Source organism: Jeotgalibaca sp. MA1X17-3, assembly GCF_021513155.1.
Taxonomy (GTDB): domain Bacteria; phylum Bacillota; class Bacilli; order Lactobacillales; family Aerococcaceae; genus Jeotgalibaca.
Genome location: NZ_CP090983.1, coordinates 2,107,967 through 2,126,379 on the forward strand (window position 1 = coordinate 2,107,967; position 18,413 = coordinate 2,126,379).

Genomic DNA, 18,413 nt, shown 5'->3' on the forward strand with positions numbered 1-18,413 from the left:
GCACTTCTTCACTCCTTATAAACCTGTTTCATTACCTTCACTACGAACGATAAAGTGGGAAAAAAGTAGTTTCTGGATCAAATTCTCCTTCTTCTTTTCTTAATTGATTTTGAAGTTGATAGATTTTTTGATTATGTACTTTATTCCCAGTATAGAAAGGATAACTACCTTGTAAATCAAATTTTCTTTTATAGTTGTACAGACTATCCTTATCTCTGTACCCTCCACCAATAATAAAATACTCTACACCTTTTTCCTTTAACCACTCCATTAGTTGATATTGTAAAAAGGCAGATGTCCCATATCTCAAATATTCTTTTAGGACACCACCCAAAAATCCATATCCATATGTATCACTATAAATAACCGAGAGGCTCCCAACTATTTCGTCATTCATATAACCATGAATATAAACGATTTCTCCTTCTAGATGATGATGTAGCTTTTCAAAAAAGGCCCGATCGAAGTAATAAAAAGAGGTTGCTTCATTTCGTTTCATGGTTTCGTAGTAAATAAATAAAAATTCATCTAAATGTTTCCCACTTGTATCTATCGTAAAGGTGATTTCATTCCGCTTTGCTTTTCTAACGGATGATAAGATATCTTTATCCATATTTTTTGTCATAGTTTGTTTTAAATTTCTAGCTACGTGTGGACCCATCAGTTTTACTTGTCCATCAAAATTTGTTCGTACCTCTTCGTTTTCAAATAGATGGAAACGGATAAACTCACTAATAATATCCTGTTCCAAGCAATATTTAGTAAATGCAGCGTTAAACTCCTTTAACAATCCTTCAGGATCTGTACAGTCTTGAATACAAGGCCCACCATATCCATACGCTGTCGTAATATCATAGTACTGTTTGCCGTCTATTTTGTAAGGAACTTCTCGTTTAAGGAAGGTATACTCTACCTTTCCTAGTTCATTCTCAAAATAGATAGTTTGAGTTTCTCCTTTTTCTACTTCTTCGTATAGTTGTGCATATTTATGAGTAAAATAAACATCATTGTAGTTGAGTTTATTTTGATCCGTTCGTATGACATTTCTGTCCATCTTTTTAATTACATGTTGCATTGATCCACTTCCTTATCTGATTGATTGATCGATTAGAGGCGGATGAATATTTTCTCACTTCGCTTTCTTTTCATCCAACTTTGATTTAGATTCTGTATAGCTTTTTTCCATTGTGTAGCGAGGCCTTTTGTAAATTAAACCCAACCGTTTTAAAAGAAGGGACATGCCACGAAGGGAGTATGTATATCCCCATTCTCTTTCGACATATTTAATCATTACAGCTAGTGTCCAGTGCTCTTGCTCACTTATTTGTACATCTATAGGGGTTTTCTCTGTTACCACTTCAACTAGCGTTGCTTCTTGATTTGGATTCAATCTTCTCGGTTTTCCACTGGAATGTCCCAGAGTCAATCCAGCTATTCCTTCTTTTTTATAAGTACTAATATAGGTACTAACCGTTTCACGACTACGACCGATAATTTGTCCGGTTTCTTTCATGGTGTACCCTTTTAGATAGAGATATACGGCTTGATAGCGCTCAAATAAACGACGGTTTTTTGCTTTCTTCATTGCTTGCTGAAGTTCAGCTAATTGTTTTTTGGTTTCCATCCATCCATTTTCCTTTTCTTTTATTCTTACTACTCTGGGTATACTTTAGTAAGAATAGTTGTATTTTTCGTTTCACCTTTTTAGGTGTTACATTGGTATATCTATTTTTATAATAAGTGTACGCATGGGAATAATCGGGTTTTAGTTTATCTTCTAGATGAGGGTCTTCCAAGGAGTAAAATCCATGAGGAGTAATGATGTAGGTATCTTCTTTTATAAGTTCTGGTCCTGGTTTGGGAAAGGATCGTTTTTGCAAATGGATATAACTGTATTCTCGCCTTTTGGTTTCTTCCTCTTCTTGCCAGATTTTAAATATTTTTCCTTTTTGCCAAATAAAGAACTGATTTTTATAGTTTTGATCGTTATGAAACACACGATTTTTAAATGAGGCTTTCTGTGGCCAGATATCTGCAAAGGTAGGATACTCATATTGAGCAATGCCGTGATAATCTAGGAGACGATTCATTCCTCCTTCATCGAAGTACATCGGTTCGGGGAAACGAATGCAGTAATAAAAATCTGTATCTTTTTTTCCTTTTAATTGATAATATCGATTAACTTGATTATTGTTTTTATATAAAGTCAAATGTCCAAAAGTAAAGATGCGATCATACTCTTCCAATGGGGCTTCTCTAATATACTTACTAACATCACCGTAGATTAAATCCAAATCACAATGTCCCCAAAAATCATATCCCTTTATATATTCACTAAAAATTTCTCCATACGCTGGTCGATAGTCACACAGTTTATAGGGGCTGGAATAGCGTCCGTTACTTGTAACGTTTCAGAAATGTGTTCCGTTAGTTGTTCAAACGTCCAATGAATCTTATGAATATTGGGAAAAGAACTATTTAATTCATTGTCTGTCACAAACAACCAATCGATATCTTGGTTGTAGGAACAACTTTTTAAGAATAAGTCAAAATAATTTGGAAACTCTCCAAAATAGGGAATAATCAGTACTACTTTGTTCACAAATAATTCCTCCTTTCTATATTCAAAACTTCATTTTTAAAACTTTCCTTTGGGTAGAGTAGAAGGTACTAATGATGGCCAGTGCATACCCCATTTTCTTCCCAATTGTTAGTTTTAAAATACGATCCACTATATTTTGAGGAATAAACAATTTCACTCTTTCTTGAGTAAGTGGTCTTTCAATCACCTTATTTAAATACTCACATTTCTGTGTAAACGTTAATTGGTTTTCATTTAGAAAAAGATTAACACAGAACCCTTTAACTGCATGTACATGTAGGTACGCAACAACTTGTTCTAGTTGAGGGGTTTCTAGTCCCCACTCTTGCAAGATACTTTTTCTTTTTAGAATGGATTGAAGTTGCATGTCAAAATCTTCTTCTCGAAAAGTTGAAACTAAAGTAGTTCGACGTCTTCGTTTATAATGGTATAAACAGTTTTCCAACACTAGAAAATCCTCTGCATATTTATATGCTGCGGCATTAAAATCAATATCCTCTAAAAAATTCATTTCTTCATTAAATAGAATATGATTTTCAATAATCACTTGTCTTCTATACCATTTATTCCAAATATAACCGAGCATCGCTAATGAATTTGCATCCACTTCCCAATCTGGTGGATGTTCTTTTGTAAATGTACCTGCTCTCATTCTTACAGGAACTTGTTTGGTCATTCCTTCTTTTTCATCTAGGTGCTCTACGTAATACCCACACATCAGCATATCTACTTGGATATTTTTTGTATGCTCTACCATCTTAGCTAAAAAATTAGGTTCTACTTCGTCGTCACTATCCATAAAACTAAGGTAGATTCCTTTTGCCATTTTAATTCCATCATTTCTAGCAGCAGAAACACCTGCGTTTTCTTTATCGATCACTGTAATTCTCGAATCATCTTGGTACTTTTTTATACGTTCCAATGAATGATCAGTAGAGCCATCATTTATGATAATGAACTCGAAATTTTTAAAACTCTGATTGAGAATACTGTTGATTGCTTGATCAACGTACTGTTCTACGTTATAAACTGGCATAATCACACTTACTTTGGGCATCTGTGCACCCCTTTCTTTTGGCGATTCATTCACTTAGTTCCTTCGTCTGGGTGCGTAATAAAATATTTTCTTTGAATTCGGTTTTGCTTCCTTCCACTACTCCTTCTTTCTTTAAAATAGAAGTAAAGGTTTTGAAGAAACAGTATATATCAAACCAAAACGATATTTTTTTTACGTATTCTCCATCTAAATGAGCTTTGTCAGAAATAGATAATTCATCTCTTCCATTAATCTGAGCCCAACCAGTAACTCCAGGTACTAGCTCATTTACTTCATATCGATCTCGTTCTTGAATTAAATCGGTTTGATTCCAGAGAGCGGGTCTGGGTCCTATCAAGCTCATTTCCCCTTTCAAAATATTAAATAATTGAGGAAGCTCATCTAAGCTTGATTTACGAAGGAATTTCCCTATTTTAGTAATGAATTGATCGGGATTATCTAGTAAATGTGTGGGCATATCTTGAGGAGTGTCTACAGACATAGTTCGGAATTTAAGAATATTAAAATATGTTTTATTTTTTCCAACTCTTTTTTGTTTAAATAGTACAGGACCTTTCGAGTCTAGCTTAATCAGAAGAGCAATGATTAGAAAAATTCCTGATAAGACAATGATTCCAATAGAAACGATTAGAAGATCTATAAGTCTTTTTCCCCATCGTTTATACATTTATGTATCCTCCCTGAATCCTCTTCTCTGCTACATGGGACTTCGAGTCTTCCACCAACTCTCTTTCTTCCTGTTCATCTATATAGCTGTGATTTGTATTAGCAAAGGCAAGAATTTCTTTTTTTAACTCCTTTTCTGGTAACTCCATCCATTTCTCCACTTGATTGATTGTACTAATCAATGGTTGGTTCATTACTTTTCCAACAAATATTTTCTCAGCAACTTTTTGGTCGGTTCGTTCGCTTGCGACTAATAACTCTTCATATAGCTTTTCTCCTGGTCGCATTCCTGTTTCTACAATAGGGATTTCTTTTTCTGTATACCCACTTAATTTGATGATTTTTTTAGCAAGATCCAATATTTTAACCGGTTCTCCCATATCTAAAATAAAAATCTCGCCTCCTGATGCTAGTGCACCTGCTTGAATCACTAATCGACTGGCTTCTGGAATCGTCATAAAGTAACGTGTCATTTCAAAATCAGTAACGGTTAGTGGACCTCCTTTTTTAATTTGCTCTTGGAATAAGGGAACAACACTTCCACGACTTCCTAATACGTTTCCAAAACGAACTGCCGCGAACTTTGTTTTTCCAATTTCATTCAAACCAGTAACGATCATTTCTGATACACGTTTCGTTGCTCCCATCACATTAGGTGGATTAACTGCTTTATCTGTTGAAATCATTACAAAGCTTTCGACATCTGCGGCTTTGGCAGCTTCTGCCATATTTTTTGTGCCATAAATATTGTTTTTAACGGCTTCATGAGGATTATATTCCATCATCGGAACATGCTTATGAGCGGCTGCATGATAAATCTGGTTGGGTTTATACTTTTTCATAATTTCAAATATTCTTTCTCGATCTTGAATATCCGCTATTAAGGGGATGATTTCTATTTGTTGACCATATTTTACAGTTAGTTCTTTATCAATTTGATAAATAGAATTCTCACCATGCCCTAGTAACAATAATTTTTGAGGATGATATGCAGCAATTTGACGACAAATCTCCGATCCAATCGAACCACCTGCTCCACTTACTAAAACTACTTTGTCGGTTAAATGAGTGGAAATTTGATGCATATCCAACTTCACTTCTTCTCTTCCTAACAAATCAACTACATTTACTTCTCTAAATTGACTTACTTCCAGTTTTCCTTGTAAAACATCTTCGATATAAGGCATCTTATTAACGGGGACACCCGCATAATTGCAAAGGTCCACAATTGCTTCGTATCGATCGGCTGGTAGAGAAGGTGCCGCAATGGTTACTTGTTCAATCTGATATTTCGTTACTAAATGGGGAATATCTTTAATCGCTCCCATTACTTGAACCCCAAATATGATTCCCCCTTGTTTCGCAGGATCATCATCTACAATTCCCATTACCTTTAACGAATGAGAATGATTCCGTAACCTTCTAATAAGAATACTTCCTCCTTGTCCCCCTCCTACAATTAATGTACGAGTAGGATCTCCAGTAGCTGGTTTATGAATCTTTCGATATTTATACTCAAAGTACAAGCGCATAGCTGTTCTGCTACCAATAATTCCTAATGTTGAGAATAGATACGTTAATAAAATAAAGCGTAAACTTAAAAGGCGTACAGGTAAAAGAATTGTTAAGAGAACTTCAGAAGTCAGAAAGGCTGCAGTCACACAACTTGTTAAAATAATGACTTCTGTTAAACCGGTATAGTGATTCATCCGGGAAAACATTCGAAAATATAAAGCAAGAGATAGGTAGGTAACGGAAATAAAAATGGTGCTAAGAAGAACGGTTTCGGAAGTAAGAATAATGAAAGGATCTAAAAAAATAGTGGCTAGTAGAGCGGAACTTACAATAATAGATACATCTATGCCTGCCATAATCAATTTCTTGATTTTTCTATTCATACATATCACTACTTTCTGAGGGGGATTTAGTTTTTAGGGGGAGTTTTGTGGTGGATGGATCTTTGTTTATGAAAGAGGTGGGAGTTTTAAGAGGATTTTCTTTATTGTGTTAGAAATGGGTACGCTAAAAAAAGGTGCAATGCTTAATTTTTTGAAGGATAACTCTTACTTGGGTTCGTTGTGGAGGTAGGTTAAAAAAATAGATGGTTTTTAGATCAGGGTGGATGAAAAAACAGATGTGAGTTTGTGAGAAAAATAACGTAGGAATTTAGGAGTATAAAGAATGATGAATAATATTATTTTTATCTGATTGGATCAATATTTTCTTTGTAATTGAACTGTTTGTAGAACTTTTAAAATTAAATGTTTAGGGTTTTTATGGTATAAAGGGGGGGGAATACCATTTGTGAAAAGTCGAAATTCTTTTATGCGTTCAAAAAGAGCTTTCAATAAACTTATGAGGATATCATTAGCTTAATGTTGAAAACCTCTTTTGTCAAGTGAATTTCAAACATTTGTATAAAAACGTTGTTTTTTAGATACTTATACACCATGTTGTCTAATAATTCGTTGCTTTTATAAGTTAATCAAACGTTCGACATGAAAGCGCAACCATGGTTTTTAAGTCTAACTGATGAATAATAGTTGCCTATACATCTTTGTACATTCATTGATTTTGTACTTTTCATTTCTCTTCATTCTTTTTCTTTCTATTTTATTAATACTAGCCAGTATCTTTTATTTCATAATATTTTGTATTTTGCAGGAAATCTCTTGAGAGCTATCCAGAGAAACGATATACTCATCATGTAAATAAAATATAAATATAGGGAGTTAAATAAAATGTCTAGAAAAAATAAACACATCTTTGGGATGTTTTTCACGTTATTCATCATTACTTTTTTAATAGGATGTTCCCCTTCAGATCGGAACAACGAAAATAAAAATGTTGAGCTTTCAAAAGTCCATGAGCAAGTCAAACAAGAATTAGGAGAGGATTACCTACCAAGCCGTGAAATGGATTTAGGCGAAATAGAAGAACTAACAAATATCGATGAGGCTGATGTAAAGGAGTATATTGCTGAAGCACCTCTTATGTCTACTCATGTTGATACCTTTATTGCTGTTGAAGCAAAAGATGGAAAAGGTGATTCCATAGCAGAAGGCCTAGAAAAATATCGGACATACCTTGTTGATCAGTCTATGCAATACCCTATGAATCTAGCAAAAGTAGAAGCTGCAAAAGTAGTTCAACATGGTGATTATGTATTCTTTTTAATGGTAGGTAAAATAGATGATTCTTTTGATGGTGATAGTAAGGAAGCACTAGATTTCGCTACAGCTGAAGTAGAACGTGTTGAAAAAGTCATTAATAGTTTTTTTGAGTAAAATCTAATTTCTATCAAAAGAAATACTGGAGGAGTTCTGTGGTATTTAGTAGTATCTTCTTTCTATTCTACTTCCTGCCTATAGTGGGAATTCTATATTTTGTATCACCTAAAAAATATCGCAATGCCATACTGCTTTTATGCAGTATTTTTTTCTATAGTTGGGGTGAACCCAAGTATATCTTTTTACTGTTTTTCTCCATTCTCCTGGATTACACCTGTGGACGGATGATTGATTGGTTTAAAAGTGTGAATCAACCGACTTTTTCAAAAATTTGGTTAGCCCTATCTATTATTGGAAACGTTGGACTACTAGGATTTTTTAAATATGCTGACTTTTTTCTCGCTACTATTAATAATATTTTCCAACAAGATCTTTCTTTATTAAATGTAGCTTTACCAATTGGGATTTCTTTTTACACCTTTCAAACGATGTCTTACAGTTTCGACATTTATAGAGGAGAGGCACCTGTTCAGAAAAATATGATCACATTCGCTACCTATGTTGCTCTTTTCCCTCAATTGATTGCTGGTCCAATCGTTCGCTATCAAACTATTGCAGATGAATTGGAAAATCGAACCGAATCATTTGAGCTTTTTTGGTCGGGAACTCGGAAATTTTTAATTGGATTAGGCAAAAAGGTTTTGATTGCGAATAATATTGGGTTGCTTTGGAGTCAAATCGAAGCGATGAATCTTGCTACTCTTCCTGTTTTAACAAGTTGGTTGGGAATCATTGCCTTTGCTTTTCAAATCTATTTTGACTTTTCTGGCTATTCCGATATGGCGATAGGTCTAGGAAGGATTTTTGGATTTCATTTTCTAGAAAATTTTAATTATCCGTACATGTCTCGATCTATTACAGAATTTTGGAGAAGATGGCATATTTCGCTTGGGACTTGGTTTAAAGAATATCTTTACATTCCCTTAGGTGGCAATCGGAAAGGTCTAGCCAAACAAGCTCGAAATATTTTAATGGTATGGATATTAACAGGAATCTGGCATGGAGCTAGTTGGAATTTTGCTTTATGGGGACTTTATTTCGGAGTTTTCCTTTTATTCGAAAAAATATTTCTTTTGCATTGGCTCAAAAAATTACCTTCTGGACTGCAAAGAGTTTATACCTTATCTCTTGTGCTCTTTTCATGGATTCTATTTTCCTTTGAAAAAATGGAAGACGGTCTACTATTTTTAGGTAGCTTATTTGGAACTTCTAAAGTTCTTTATGATGGAACCTCTCTTTATCTTCTTTATACACATACGCTTTTACTTTGTATTTGTATGATTGGTTCTACTGATTTCCCTAAAAAGGTAATCTTGAAATGGAAGAGCCGCTACTCTTCCACTAGCTATTTTCTCGGAAGTATTGAACTTCTATTTCTGCTTCTCATTTTCTTCTTATCAACTGCTTATCTAGTTGATCAAAGTTATAATCCCTTTTTATATTTCCGTTTTTAGGAGGCGAACATGAATTACAAAAGAAAAAGTATATATTTTATAATAATCTTTCTTCTCTTTTCCTTGTTGAATTTGTTGTCTCCCGTTCGCTCTTTTTCACCTAAAGAAAACCGTTACCTCCAAACCTTTCCTGATTTGAATCAAAAAGATTTTTTCTCAGGGAAATTTGGGCGTTCCATTGAAGTTTTCTTAAGTGATCAATTTATTCAGCGAGATACATGGACAGGAATAAAAACCATTAGTGATTTGGCTTTATTAAAAAAAGATAATGGACGGGTTTATTTTGGAAAAGATGGATATCTTTTTGAGGTTCCTACTGCATTTAAAGAAAAACAGTTTGAAAAAAATATGAACAGTATCCAAGCATTTATCGAAAATACTTCGGTTGATAACCATCACATTTCCTTTCAAGCTATTCTTGTTCCTTCAAAAGAAAGCGTATTGAGTGATAAACTTCCTTTTTCTGCACCTATTTTAGATGAAGAACATGTACTAGAAAGAATCCATTCTTCGCTTTCGAATTCAATTACATTCATAGACTTGCTACCTGTATTAAAAAACGAAGAATCCTTTTATTATCGGACGGATCATCATTGGACTACTGAAGGAGCTTTTGTTGCCTATCAAACTTATCGAAATCAACTTGATAAATCTTTGTTGAAGGAAGAACAGTTTGTAAAGGAAGAGGTATCCAACCATTTTTATGGCACTCTTTATCGAAAAGCAAACTTTTATACTCATCTACCTGACAGCATTTTTCGTTATCAGCCTCTAGAAGACTGGGTCTACCAAATTACACTAAATGAACAAACAAAACTATCTAGTTTCTATCAGGAATCTTTTTTAGAAAAAACAGATCAGTACGCTTATTTTCTAGGTGGAAATCATGCTGTAGTAGAAATTGAAACTACAAACAAGAATGGTCAAACAATAGGAGTGATTAAAGATTCCTTTGCTAACAATTTTATTCCTTTTCTTTCCTTACATTACGAAAAAATTATCGTAATCGATCCCCGTCACTTTGGTGGGAATGTTCAGGAATACTTGTTGGATCAAAAAGTGAATGAAATTCTTTTCTTATTCACTATTCAAGATTTTGCACAAGAAACTACTCTGCATAAGTTAGGAATATAATCAAAAAAGTCAGCCCTTATTCTTTATGTCATAAAGAATAAGGGCTGACTTTTTTAGTATATCTATCCTTAATTTTCAAATCGATTTTGTTGATGAATCATCATTTTTCGAAATAATTTAAAAATTCCATAACTCACAACTGCATAAATAGTAAAGGCAAAAACAAATTCCAACATAAAGAAATTTATTGCTGAAAATATTTCTTTTAAAAGCAACCATGGTCGTAAAATTATATCCCAACTATTTAAACGTAGGAACCTTCCCCAATAAACGGCTATTCCTGTCAAAAAGGTTACTAGAAGTACTACTTTTTGGCCTTTTCGTTTGGAATAGTCCATTCGAATCATCCATTCAAAAATATATAAAGAATACAGTCCGACTATAATCGAGGCAAAAAAACCAATTCCAATCATGAACAGTTTTAGCCAAATAAAAATATCATCTCCATACACCACATCTTCTGTTGGGTAATTTCCTTCTACCCAATAAAAAGTCTCTATGGATAGGTGTATGAAACTACTAATCGGATACAGAGCATTAGGAAAAAAGATAAACCAAAGTATTCCCCAAATCCGAGCCCATTCTTGTCGGGAAGCTGAAATTGCTTTTTCAATAAAAAATAATGGCAAAAAAGCTAAAAATAAATTCCAAGCTAAACCAATATAGATTAGTTTATTCGTTAGCAGTAAAGTCATTACACATAGAGCCCAATATCCAAACATAAATAATAGTAATTCTTTATACCTTTCAAACATAGACAATACCTCCTTCTTTTTTAAAAATCGAATAAATTTCGTAATTTAAATGATTATGAATGTAAAATGATTTGTCTTCCGTTATAATATACAGTGTTCAAGAAGCTATTTTGTGAAAAAGGAGAATTTACTCATGGAGCATGCAAAGAAAGAAAAGAACAAACAATGGAAGATGCCTTCCTCATATACTATATTATTAATGATTATTACTTTTGTAGCTGTGCTTTCTTGGATTGTTCCGGCTGGAATGTACGATACAGATGCACAAGGAAACATTATTGCAGGTACTTATCAAGTCGTTGAACGGAATCCACAAGGACTATGGGATGTTTTCATGGCCCCTATTAAAGGGATGATTGGGACTAAGGATACTCCTGGTGCCATTCAAGTTTCTTTATTTATTTTATTTATCGGGGGCTTTTTAGGAGTCGTCAATAAAACCAATGCAATCAATCAAGGAATTGCTTCGATTGTAAAAAAGAATAAAGGTAAAGAAAAACTACTCATTCCTATTTTGATGGTTATCTTCGCACTAGGCGGTACATCTTTTGGAATGTCAGAAGAAACAATGGCGTTCTATCCATTAATCATTCCCGTTATGCTTGCTGTGGGATTTGATACAATTGTAGCGGTTGCTGTTGTCCTACTTGGCGCAGGTATTGGGGTACTTGCCTCAACCGTAAACCCCTTTGCTACTGGTGTTGCTTCACAATCTTTAGGGATTACTCCCGGTGATGGAATTATTTGGCGTTTGCTTTTACTTCTCATTCTAAACATCGTTGGAATTATTTATGTCTATCGTTATGCTACTAAAATAGAAAAAGATCCGTCTAAATCATTTATGCCGACTTCTGAAGAGCATGTGATTGAACCAGAAAAGGAAACAAAGGTAGAGTCAATGACTCAACGTCAAAAAGGTGTTCTCACTCTTTTTGTACTCACGTTCTTGACTATGATTGTTAGCCTCATCCCATGGTCTTCCATCAATCCTAGTTGGACTTTCTTCGAAGATATCCATGCTTGGATTACCTCTTTTTCTTTCAGTGCCGTACTTTTCGGAAAAAATAGTTCTGCATTGGGATCCTGGTACTTTGAAGAAATAACCATGTTATTCTTTGTTATGGCAATTATTGTTGGATTGGTCGATCGTATGAAAGAAGATGAAATTGTTGCGAATTTCTTTGTTGGTGCTAGAGATTTATTAGGTGTTGCACTCGTTGTAGGTGTGGCTCGAGGAATTCAAGTAGTCATGAACGAAGGATTAATCACCGCCACTGTTCTTCATTTGGGGGAACAAAGTCTAGCTGGATTGTCTCCAGTATTATTTTCAATATTTACTTTTATTTTTTATATTCCCATGTCTTTCTTAATCCCATCTACTTCAGGTTTAGCAGCCGCTACAATGGGAATTATGGGGCCACTTGGCGATTTTGTAGGCGTTCCTTCCCATGTTATCGTTACTGCATATCAATCTGCTAGCGGTATGGTAAATCTGTTTACTCCTACTTCAGGAGTTGTAATGGGTGCATTAGCAATTGGTGGTATTGGATTAACTACTTGGTGGAAGTTTGTATGGAAATTAGTGGCCATCGTATTCGTTGTAATCTGCCTAGTCTTGGCACTTGCAGTAATAATGAGTTGATTTTTATGAGGTTGAAAAGTCCTATACGATTGCGAAAGCAACTTGTGTAGGGCTTTTTATTGTTTCTAATATAATACAACTAGAAAAATTATACAAGTTTACGTCATACAAAAAGAGAGACTACACATGCTTAGCCCCTCTTTTTATAGAATATTCTGTTGTATTCCTTTTTTTGTAAATAGAAATTTATCTACTACGATTGCTAATAAAATCCCTACTAAAACATAAATGATTCGTTCCATAATCGTTTGAAATGTTCCATTCATTAGTGCCGTAGAAGCTACTGCAGATATGGTGACAAAAATCATATTATCTCGATAATTATTTGTAAAGCCACTTAAATATCCAGCAATTAAAATAATCACAGTTCGCATTGCCATTCCTTTAGCTAAAATAAATAAAACTAAAATTGCAGCTGCACCAATCATGGTTCCTTGAAGTCTCTGCTTAGAACGGATATTGAATTGCTCTGAATAAAGTTCTGTTAATGAAAAAATTGTATAAACAATCCATCTTCCTTGTTGTAGTTGGAAATAAGCTACTATAAATGCTGACAGAGCTGTCAATAAGCCAATTTTTAGAGCGAACTCTGCACGAACTTTATGATATTTAACTGCTATGCCAAACACAGTTGTTACTTTATATTCACTTTCTTCTTTATCTATTGGAACAAATTGAGTTGTTTTCTTCTTTTTATCTTTTTTACCATGAACGATTAATTGTACCACCATAATTAAAACGGCACCTACTCCTAAACCAACTAATCGATTCTGAAAGTCTATCCCTGATACTGGGCTATATAATAAAAATAAATATTGTAAACCAAATGGCACAACCATCGTTTTTGTCATTCTAAAACTAAATAAATATCCAATAAATGATAAGGTTACGAAATTCAAAATCAATCCAAGCCACATATTGGAAGCTGAAAGATATGTAAAAACTCCTGAAATTAGATTGATTGAAAGAAGTTTAAATAAATTTTTTACTGGTGTTTTGGTTAAATCCTCTTGTAAAAATACTAGTATTGCAATGATAACCGTGATACCTACTTGTGTATTATTCACTCCAAACATAAACTCAAATCCACTTACAAATACTAAAATTACAGCAAACAGAAGTGTTTGGGATATAACTTTCTTCAATAGATATTCCTCCTCTATAACAACGAACAACATTATCACAAAGGACGCTGACTGACAACTAGCTTCTCTTGAAACTCTTCGAAAACAAATAGTATTATAAGATCATCGATGAATAATAAAGGAACTGTTTAAAGTTTTTAAACTTGTAAAAAAGCTTTTAGGTAATTAGTTTCTTTGGGGTTGGGGTTGGGGTTGGGGTTGGGGTTGGGGTTGGGGTTGGGGTTGGGGTTGGGGTTGGGCGTAGTTCATTGCGATATCTCAACTTTTTGGCTCCATTGCGCAATCAAGATGGCTAGTCAGTGGCGGTATCTCTACTTTTTAACTCCATTGCGCAATCAAGATGGCTAGTCAGTGGCGATATCTCTACTTTTTAGTTCCATTGCGCAACCAAGACGGCTACTTCGTTGCGATATCTCAACTTTTTAGATCCATTGCGCAACCAAGACGGCTTCTTCGTGGCGATATCTAAACGTTTTGGCTCCATTGCGCAACCAAGATGGCTATTTCCTCTAAAACTCTTCAAAATTCATCAAAAGATTTTGAACTTGTAAAGAAGCAGTTAGGTAATTAGCTTTTGGGCTTCTTTACTACGGTCTAGATAACAAACCAACACAAAAACTCCACAAATATTTTTTGTGGAGTTCATTTTTTAAATCCAACTATCAAATTTCTTAATATACAATACTTTTATAACTTCCATCAATAGAGAATAGGCGATTAGGATTCCTATTAGCCAGATGAAATAAGAACCTGGAAGTGGTACTAGATTTATAAAGGTTCCAAATCCTGTATAAGGGATGATTACTCCTGCAATCATGATAACGACGGTCATTATTAATACAGGTGCAGAAGCAATACTTTGAATGAACGGTATTTTTCTTGTTCGGATCATATGAACGATAAGTGTCTGCGTCAACAAGCCTACTACAAACCAACCTGTTTGGAATAGTGCCATTTGGCCGATATTATCTGCACCAAACACAAACCACATAATCGCAAACGTTATAACATCAAATATCGAACTAATTGGACCAATGAAAATCATGAATTTTGAAATCTCGCCTGTATTCCATTGTTGTGGTTTTTGTAAATATTCTTCATCCATGTGGTCCCAAGGAATTGAAATTTGGGAAATACTGTATAGTAAATTTTGGATAAGAAGTTGAATCGGTAACATTGGTAAGAAAGGTAAAAAGGCACTTGCTATCAACACACTAAAAATATTTCCAAAGTTTGAACTAGCAGTAATCTTAATGTATTTGTTGATATTACCAAATACTCGTCTTCCTTCAATAACTCCTTCTTCTAAAACATTTAAATCTTTTTCTAGCAAAATAATATCAGCAGACTCTTTTGCGATATCTACTGCTGTATCTACTGAAATTCCAACATCTGCTTGTTTTAGAGCTTGCGCATCATTAATTCCATCCCCTAGAAAACCAACTACGTGATTATTTTCTTGTAGTACTCGAATCACTCTTTCTTTTTGAGCTGGAGATAATTTAGCAAGGATACTTGCTTTGGATGCAACCTCGTATAATTCTTTGTCCGTTAACCCTTCTGTTTCATTTCCTAAGATGACATTGTTTACAGGAATTCAACTTCTTTTGCTATTTTTCTAGTTACGATATCGTTGTCACCGGTTAATATTTTCAAATCCAATCCATGTTCGTAAAGCGCTTTAATTGCTGTGATTGCGGATTGTTTTGGTGGATCTAAAAAGCCCATATATCCGATTAAAGTCATTTCACATTCATCTTTCACTCCAAAAGTTAACTCATCCGGAACATCATTTTTTTGAGCAATTGCTAGCACTCGCATACCGTCTTCATTTAATTTATAAACCATACCCATAATTTTTTCAGTGATTTCTGGAGTTAGCTCTTGCACTTCTCCATTAACCTTTACTTTGTCACAAATAGAAAGCATCTCTTCAACTGCTCCCTTTGTGATGAGTTCCCGGTTATTTTCTTCACTCTTTACAACAACAGACATTCTTCTTCTTTTAAAATCAAAAGGAATTTCATCTACTTTTATATACTTTTCAACTTGTGCTTCAATTCCTCTTTCATGTCCTCGTTTAATGACTGCTTTATCTAATAAGTTCTTTAGTCCAGTTTGATGGAAGCTATTTAAGAATCCATGAATGAGAACATTTTGATCTTCTTTTCCTGATACATTTAAATACGTTTCTAAAACAATTTCATCTTCTGTAAGAGTTCCTGTTTTATCTGTACAAAGAATATCCATTGCGCCAAAGTTTTGAATAGAGCTTAAGCGTTTAATGACAATTTTCTTCTTAGAAAGAGAAACGGCACCTTTTGCTAGGTTTGTAGAAACTAGTGTAGGTAACATTTCTGGTGTTAACCCTACCGCTACTGAAATAGAAAATAGAAGCGCTTCCAACCAATCGCCTTTGGTTAAGCCATTAATTAAGAATACGATTGGAACCATTACAAACATAAACTTCATTAAAAGAAGACTAACACTCTTTACACCTTCTTCAAAACTAGTTTCTCCGACGTCTTTTGCAATGGATTCGGCGATACTACCAAAATATGTATGGTTCCCTGTTTGAATGACGACCCCTTGAGCGGCTCCACTCACTACAATCGTTCCCATGAGACCAATATTATCCAGGTCAGCTACGTTTTTATTTTCATTTGGACTTTTATTTTCAATAAATTTTTCAACGGATTCGGACTCACCTGTTAAAGACGATTGGCTTACGAAAAGGTCCGTTGCACTAATAATCCGCATATCAGCTGGGATTAAATCGCCGGCCGCAAGATGAATGACATCTCCTGGTACCACTTGATTCATATTGATTTCTTCTGGCTTCCTACCTCTTCTTTTAATTGCAGTTGTTGTGGGTACTAGATCTTTTAAATTATCTGCTGTAATTTGTGACTTATATTCTTGCGTGAATCGTAACCCGACACTAATCGCAATTAGAATTGAAATGATGAGCATCGTAATATAACTTTTGTCTTCTGTAGGTACAAATGCAACGTCAGTAAAATAAGAAACTAAAACAATAAATAAAAGAATAAGAATAAAAGGGTCTAAAAATGATCTCATAAGATAGATGTACCAAGGCTTTCTTTTTTCATAAACTACCTCATTTAATCCAAAAGACTCTAACCTTTCCTCAGCCTCTCCTTCATCCAATCCATCTGGCGAAGAATAAAGTTCATTCCAAACATCATCCATAGGGTTATTGCTCATTGTTTGTAGCCGTTCCTTCAAATCCTGTTCTAGATTTGAAGTTTTCATTTTCTTCTTTTCCAAAACAATACCTCCAGAGAAATTTTATATTTAAATATATTTTCCACAATATTTTATTATATCTTCAATTTATCAGAGTCCCATAGTCTTATCAACAAATATGACCATTTCTCTCCCTTTACGTTGCATTCAATCAAAAAAGACCAAGATACAATCTCAGTCTCATCCATATTCAGTTTTTATAAGCATTACTTTTTCGGAAATTATCTTATTTAAATAAAGCTAATAAATATCCATATCCTTCTTTTTCCATTTCTTCATAAGCTACAAAGTGGAGGGCAGATCCATTCATACAATATCTTTTCCCACCATCATCTGCAGGACCGTCATCAAAAACATGTCCCAAATGTGAATCTCCTACTCTACTCCTTACTTCTACTCTTTTCGTAAAAAATGTGTCATCTTCAGTGAGCTTCACTGCATCTGGATCGATTGGTCTTGTAAAACTAGGCCATCCTGTTCCTGAGTCAAATTTATCTACGGATGAAAACATCGGCTCTCCAGTAACGATATCTACATATATTCCTTTTTTATCTAATTGATCGTATTCATGATAAAAAGAACTTTCTGTAGCATCATTTTGAGTAACATCATATTCTGTTGTTCCTAATCTTTCTTTTATTTCTTCTTCGCTAGGTTTAGTATATAATGTTTGATCTACTTTTATGTTATACGGATTTTTTTCTTTTCTTTCTAAAGGTTTCTCTGCAAGACTTAAATCGATACTACAATACGTACTTGGATTTTTCTTTACATAGTCTTGATGATATTCTTCAGCAAGATCAAATCGTTCCAGCGGTTCCACTTCTACAACCAATTCCTTTTCATAATTCTCTTGTTCTTTTTTTATAATATTTTCAATCGTTTCTACTTGTCCTTCATTTACATAATAGATTCCGGTTCTATATTGTGTTCCTATATTATTTCCTTGTTGATTGAGTGAAACTGGATTAATTACTTTGAAATAATATAATAGAATCCCTTCCAAATCGATAACATCTGGATCAAATTTCACATGAACGGTTTCTGCATGACCAGTAGTTTGGCTAACTACTTCTTCATAACTTGGTTGATCCGTTGTTCCATTTGCATATCCTGAAGTTGCATCGATTACTCCATTTACTCTTTCCATGTATGCTTCTATTCCCCAAAAGCATCCACCTGCTAGATATATTTCCTCAAAATCATTTCCTGTGTACGAGGTATTAAGACTATCATTTACCATATTTTCTTTTGTTCCATTATTTTTTGATATATTGGGAAGAATGAATGCTAGAGTGACTGCCACAATGACGATTGATATGATCCAGACGATTTTTTTATTTTTCATGTATCTACACCCTCTTTTCAGCTTAGTTAAATTTTACCACATTCCCTTCG

General features: G+C 34.2%; 12 protein-coding genes and 2 pseudogenes. 4 read left to right on the plus strand and 10 right to left on the minus strand.

The features are described from left to right. Positions 1-40: 40 nt before the first annotated feature. From LZ578_RS10545 to LZ578_RS10575, 6 genes and pseudogenes are all read right to left on the minus strand, one after another. On the minus strand, positions 41-1,075 hold the full coding sequence (locus LZ578_RS10545; protein WP_235145136.1) for a GNAT family N-acetyltransferase: 1,035 nt from the start codon (positions 1,073-1,075) through the stop codon (positions 41-43). Positions 1,076-1,129: 54 nt separating this feature from the next. Continuing rightward, a complete protein-coding gene (locus LZ578_RS10550; RefSeq protein WP_235145137.1) occupies positions 1,130-1,624 on the minus strand; it encodes a terminase gpP N-terminus-related DNA-binding protein in 495 nt (164 codons plus the stop codon). Continuing rightward, positions 1,599-2,602 (minus strand): annotated as a pseudogene (locus tag LZ578_RS10555) (DUF6625 family protein). Before LZ578_RS10555 ends, LZ578_RS10550 begins: the two are co-directional and overlap by 26 nt. Before the next feature lie 22 nt (positions 2,603-2,624). Continuing rightward, positions 2,625-3,692 carry a glycosyltransferase gene (locus tag LZ578_RS10565; protein WP_235145140.1) on the minus strand — a complete coding sequence of 356 codons (1,068 nt, stop codon included), beginning with the start codon at positions 3,690-3,692 and terminating at the stop codon, positions 2,625-2,627. Beyond that, complete coding sequence (locus tag LZ578_RS10570) at positions 3,685-4,326, minus strand: sugar transferase (protein ID WP_235145141.1); 642 nt, start codon at positions 4,324-4,326, stop codon at positions 3,685-3,687. Before LZ578_RS10570 ends, LZ578_RS10565 begins: the two co-directional genes overlap by 8 nt. Further along, on the minus strand, positions 4,319-6,223 hold the full coding sequence (locus tag LZ578_RS10575) for a nucleoside-diphosphate sugar epimerase/dehydratase (RefSeq protein WP_235145142.1): 1,905 nt from the start codon (positions 6,221-6,223) through the stop codon (positions 4,319-4,321). Before LZ578_RS10575 ends, LZ578_RS10570 begins: the two co-directional genes overlap by 8 nt. 843 nt (positions 6,224-7,066) lie before the next feature. Here LZ578_RS10575 and LZ578_RS10580 point away from each other — a divergent pair. The 3 genes from LZ578_RS10580 (at position 7,067) to LZ578_RS10590 (ending at position 10,203) form a co-directional block, all read left to right on the plus strand. Beyond that, on the plus strand, positions 7,067-7,612 hold the full coding sequence (locus LZ578_RS10580) for a DUF4358 domain-containing protein (protein ID WP_235145143.1): 546 nt from the start codon (positions 7,067-7,069) through the stop codon (positions 7,610-7,612). Between the two features lie 227 nt (positions 7,613-7,839). After that, positions 7,840-9,069: an MBOAT family protein gene (locus LZ578_RS10585; RefSeq protein WP_235145144.1), complete on the plus strand. Its 1,230-nt coding sequence runs from the start codon at positions 7,840-7,842 to the stop codon at positions 9,067-9,069. Positions 9,070-9,078: 9 nt separating this feature from the next. Next, the gene (locus LZ578_RS10590; protein ID WP_235145145.1) at positions 9,079-10,203 is read left to right on the plus strand and encodes a DHHW family protein; all 1,125 of its coding nucleotides are present in this window, start codon (positions 9,079-9,081) and stop codon (positions 10,201-10,203) included. Positions 10,204-10,271: 68 nt separating this feature from the next. Here LZ578_RS10590 and LZ578_RS10595 read toward each other — a convergent pair whose 3' ends face one another. After that, a complete protein-coding gene (locus LZ578_RS10595) occupies positions 10,272-10,958 on the minus strand; it encodes a DUF1361 domain-containing protein (RefSeq protein ID WP_235145146.1) in 687 nt (228 codons plus the stop codon). Positions 10,959-11,091: 133 nt separating this feature from the next. Here LZ578_RS10595 and LZ578_RS10600 point away from each other — a divergent pair, with 133 nt between their 5' ends. Continuing rightward, positions 11,092-12,600 carry a YfcC family protein gene (locus tag LZ578_RS10600; protein WP_235145147.1) on the plus strand — a complete coding sequence of 503 codons (1,509 nt, stop codon included), beginning with the start codon at positions 11,092-11,094 and terminating at the stop codon, positions 12,598-12,600. Between the two features lie 143 nt (positions 12,601-12,743). Here the strand turns inward: LZ578_RS10600 and LZ578_RS10605 are convergent, their stop codons facing one another. From LZ578_RS10605 to msrB, 3 genes and pseudogenes are all read right to left on the minus strand, one after another. Then, entirely contained in the window at positions 12,744-13,745 is a 1,002-nt protein-coding gene (locus LZ578_RS10605; protein ID WP_235145148.1) for an FUSC family protein, read from the minus strand. 649 nt (positions 13,746-14,394) lie between these two features. Further along, a pseudogene (gene mgtA / locus LZ578_RS10615) lies at positions 14,395-17,021 on the minus strand (magnesium-translocating P-type ATPase). Between the two features lie 220 nt (positions 17,022-17,241). Further along, positions 17,242-18,363 (minus strand): peptide-methionine (R)-S-oxide reductase MsrB, encoded by a 1,122-nt coding sequence (msrB, locus tag LZ578_RS10620; RefSeq protein ID WP_235145149.1) that lies wholly within the window; start codon positions 18,361-18,363, stop codon positions 17,242-17,244. Positions 18,364-18,413 lie beyond the last annotated feature (50 nt).